This window comes from Bradyrhizobium sp., from assembly GCF_019244115.1.
Lineage (GTDB): Bacteria > Pseudomonadota > Alphaproteobacteria > Rhizobiales > Xanthobacteraceae > Bradyrhizobium.
In genome coordinates, this window is the sequence record NZ_JAFATE010000455.1 from 1 (window position 1) to 3682 (window position 3682).

3 protein-coding genes and 1 pseudogene are annotated in these 3682 nt (G+C 62.0%); all 4 read left to right on the forward strand.

Annotation, left to right across the window (positions count from 1 at the left end; genetic code table 11):
• Positions 1-859, forward strand: an 859-nt coding sequence (locus tag JOZ76_RS19930) for a CmpA/NrtA family ABC transporter substrate-binding protein (RefSeq protein WP_291701061.1), incomplete at its 5' end; no start/stop codon positions are given.
• A gap of 187 nt (positions 860-1046) precedes the next feature.
• Positions 1047-1880, forward strand: a complete 834-nt coding sequence (gene ntrB / locus JOZ76_RS19935; RefSeq protein ID WP_291701062.1) for a nitrate ABC transporter permease — start codon at positions 1047-1049, stop codon at positions 1878-1880.
• Positions 1881-2084: 204 nt separating this feature from the next.
• Positions 2085-3018, forward strand: a pseudogene (locus JOZ76_RS19940) (ABC transporter ATP-binding protein).
• Positions 3019-3115: 97 nt separating this feature from the next.
• Entirely contained in the window at positions 3116-3604 is a 489-nt protein-coding gene (gene cynS / locus JOZ76_RS19945; RefSeq protein WP_291701064.1) for a cyanase, read from the forward strand.
• Positions 3605-3682: the final 78 nt, after the last annotated feature.

Sequence of the window (3682 nt, forward strand, 5' to 3'; positions counted from 1 at the left end):
GCAGCCGATCCCGTTCGCGGTGCCGGCGATCGAGAACATCAACGGTCAGGGGATCACGCTCGCGCTCAAGCACAAGAACAGGCGTGACCCGAAGGATTGGAAAGGCATGAAGTTCGCCATTCCGTTCGACTATTCGATGCACAATTATCTGCTCCGCTACTACCTCGCCGAGCACGGGCTCGATCCCGACACCGACGTGCAGCTGCGCTCCGTCCCGCCGCCGGAAATGGTCGCAAACCTACGCGCCGATAATATCGATGGCTTCCTCGCACCGGATAACATCTGCCAGCGCGCGATCTACGACGGAGCCGGTTTCCTGCACATCCTGTCCAAGGAGATCTGGGACGGGCATCCCTGCTGCAGCTTTGCGGCGAGCCGCGAGTTCATCGCCACTTCGCCCAACAGCTTTGCGGCGCTGACCCGCGCGATCGTCGATGCCACTGCTTACGCAGCGAAGGCGGAGAACCGCAAGCAGATCGCCGAGGCGATCGCCCCGGCCAACTACATCAACGCGCCGGTGACGGTGCTGGAACAGGTGCTCACCGGCACCTATGCCGACGGGCTCGGCGGCATCAAGACCGATGCGAAGCGGGTCGACTTCGATCCGTTTCCCTGGCAGTCGTTCGCAGTATGGATGCTGACGCAGATGAAGCGCTGGGGCCAGATCAAGGGCGATATCGACTACAAGGCGGTTGCCGAGCAAGTCTATCTCGCGACCGATACGAAGACGGTGATGGCCGAAATGGGGCTCACGCCGCCCGCGACCGCGTACAAGTCGTTTTCGGTGATGGGCAAGACCTTTGACCCCGACAAGCCCGAGGACTATCTCTCCGGCTTCAAGATCAGGAAGGCGTCGTGAGCGCTGCTATCGCTCTGTCTTCACCTCTCCTCGCCAGCGCTGTCTGTGCTCTTTCCGTCATGCCCCGCGCATGCGGGGCATCCAGTAATCACCGGTGTTTACTGGATCCCCGCTTTCGCGGGGATGACGCCCCTTTGCCTTGCATGCCGTGTCGTCCATTTCTTGCCCCCCAAGCCGGGAGAGGGAGATGACCCTCCGTCTCCGTGCTGCAATCCTGTCGGTCGCACTGTTCGCCATCTTCCTGACGGTCTGGCAGATCGCCACGCGCGGCAGCGGGCCCGTCACCAACATGAGCCCGGAATACGCCAAGCTGATGGGCGCGACCGCGACCCAAGGCAAGTCGGCGATGCCCGGGCCTTTGGATGTCGGCGCGAAATTGTGGGAGCACCTCAAGCGGCCGTTCTATGACAACGGACCGAACGACAAGGGGCTCGGCATCCAGCTCTTCCATTCGATTGCGCGTGTCGGCTCAGGCTACCTGATTGCGGTGCTGGTTGCGATTCCGCTCGGTTTCCTGATCGGCATGTCGCCCTTGATCGGCAGGGCGCTTGATCCGTTCATCCAGATCCTGAAGCCGATCTCGCCGCTCGCCTGGATGCCGCTCGCGCTCTACACGATCAAGGACTCCGGAACGTCGGCGATCTTCGTCATCTTCATCTGCTCGGTCTGGCCGATGCTGCTCAACACCGCTTTCGGGGTCGCGAGCGTGCGCAAGGAATGGATCGACGTCGCGCGCACCCTGGAGGTCGGCATAGTCAGGCGTGCCTTCACCGTGATCCTGCCGGCGGCGGCGCCTACAATTCTGACGGGCATGCGCATCTCCATCGGGATCGCCTGGCTCGTCATCGTTGCCGCAGAAATGCTGGTCGGCGGTACCGGCATCGGCTACTTCGTCTGGAACGAGTGGAACAACCTCTCGATCACCAATGTCATCATCGCCATCCTGCTGATTGGCCTGGTCGGCATGTTGCTCGACCAGATCCTGGCGCGCTGCGCGCGCACCGTCACGTTTCCGGAGTAGGGCGGTGTTGACGTGGGGTACGAAGAGTGCGGCAGCTTCACCTCTCCCAGCGTTCGGGGAGAGGTCGGATTGCGCCCATCGGCGCGCAATCCGGGTGAGGGGGGCTCTCCGCACATTGCGCTGGTGGAGACTCCCCCTCACCTCAACCCTCTCCCCGCAAGCGGGGAGAGGGGGCGCAGCGCATTCTCGGAAAGAGCGTGCGCCATGACGGAGAAATTCATCTCCGTCGAAGCCATCGCCAAGCGCTATCCGGACGCGTCGGGCGCAACCACCGTGTTCGAAAATCTCTGGCTGTCGATCAGGCGCGGCGAGTTCGCCTGCGTGATCGGGCATTCCGGCTGTGGCAAGACCACGGTGCTCAACATTCTCGCCGGCCTCGATCGACCGAGTGAGGGCGCCGTCATCGTCGACGGGCAGGCGATTGACGGCACGAGTCTCGATCGCGCGGTGATCTTCCAGAGCCACGCACTGTTGCCCTGGCGCACGGTGCTCGGCAATGTCGCCTTCGCGGTCACCTCGAAATGGCGCAATTGGAACAGGGCGAAGGTGAGGGCGCACGCGCAGAAATTCATCGACCTGGTGGGCCTCACCGGCTCCGAGCACAAGCGGCCATCAGAACTGTCCGGCGGCATGAAGCAGCGCGTCGGCATCGCGCGTGCTGTCGATCAGCCCAAAGATCATGCTGATGGACGAGCCGTTCTCGGCATTGGACGCGCTGACCCGCGGCACGCTGCAGGACGAGGTGCGCCGTATCTGTCTCGAAACCGGGCAGACGGCATTCATGATCACCCACGATGTCGACGAGGCGATCTATCTCGCCGACAGGATTTTTCTGATGACCAACGGACCCGGTGCCGTGCTCGCAGAGATCGTGGAGAATCCGCTGCCGAAGGCGCGTGGCCGGACCGACCTGCACCGCCAACCGCTCTATTACGCCTTGCGCAATCACATGGTCGATTTTCTGGTCAGTCGCTCGCGGACGTTTGCATCGGACGTGCGAGATCACGATGCGCGCGACGTGCCGCTCATCAGGATCGGCAAGTCTGCGCTGACCATCGCGTCGATATCGGACACGTCGCAAGACGAAGCAAGACCGGCGTCATGGCCGGGCTTGTCCCGGCCCTCCACGTCTCTGTAAGAGGAAGGTAAGGCGGGGATGCCCGGCAACTTTTTGGATGAAAGACGCGCTTCGCGCCTTTGGCCGGGCGCACGAGATGGAAGAAGGAGATGCTCACATGAAACGATCCGACCTCACCGAAAAACTGCTCGACATCAAGCGTGAGAAGGGCTGGAGCTGGAAACATATCTGCGAAAAAATCGGCGGCTATTCGGAGGTGCTGATCGTCGGCGCCATTCTCGGCCAGATGAAGCTGACCAGGCCGCAGGCGGCAAATGCCGGCGAACTGTTCGGCCTGTCGCAATCGGAGATCGCGATGCTGAATGAAACCCCGATGCGCGGCGAGGGCATTGCGATGCCGCCGACCGATCCCCTGATCTACCGCTTCTACGAGCTCGTGATGATCAACGGGCCGGCCTGGAAGGCGCTGATCGAGGAGGAGTTCGGCGACGGCATCATGTCCGCTATCGATTTCGACATGGTGATGGAACGCCTGCCCAATCCGAAAGGCGATCGCGTCAAGATCACCATGTCGGGAAAATTCCTGCCGTACAAATATTATGGCGCGAGCGGCAACGTGCCGGAATACGGCTACAAGGAGGCGTGATAGAGCGGGCTGTCATTGCGAGCGAAGCAATCAAGCGAGCAAGACGCGGGGATTGCTTCGTCCCCACGCTTCGATGGC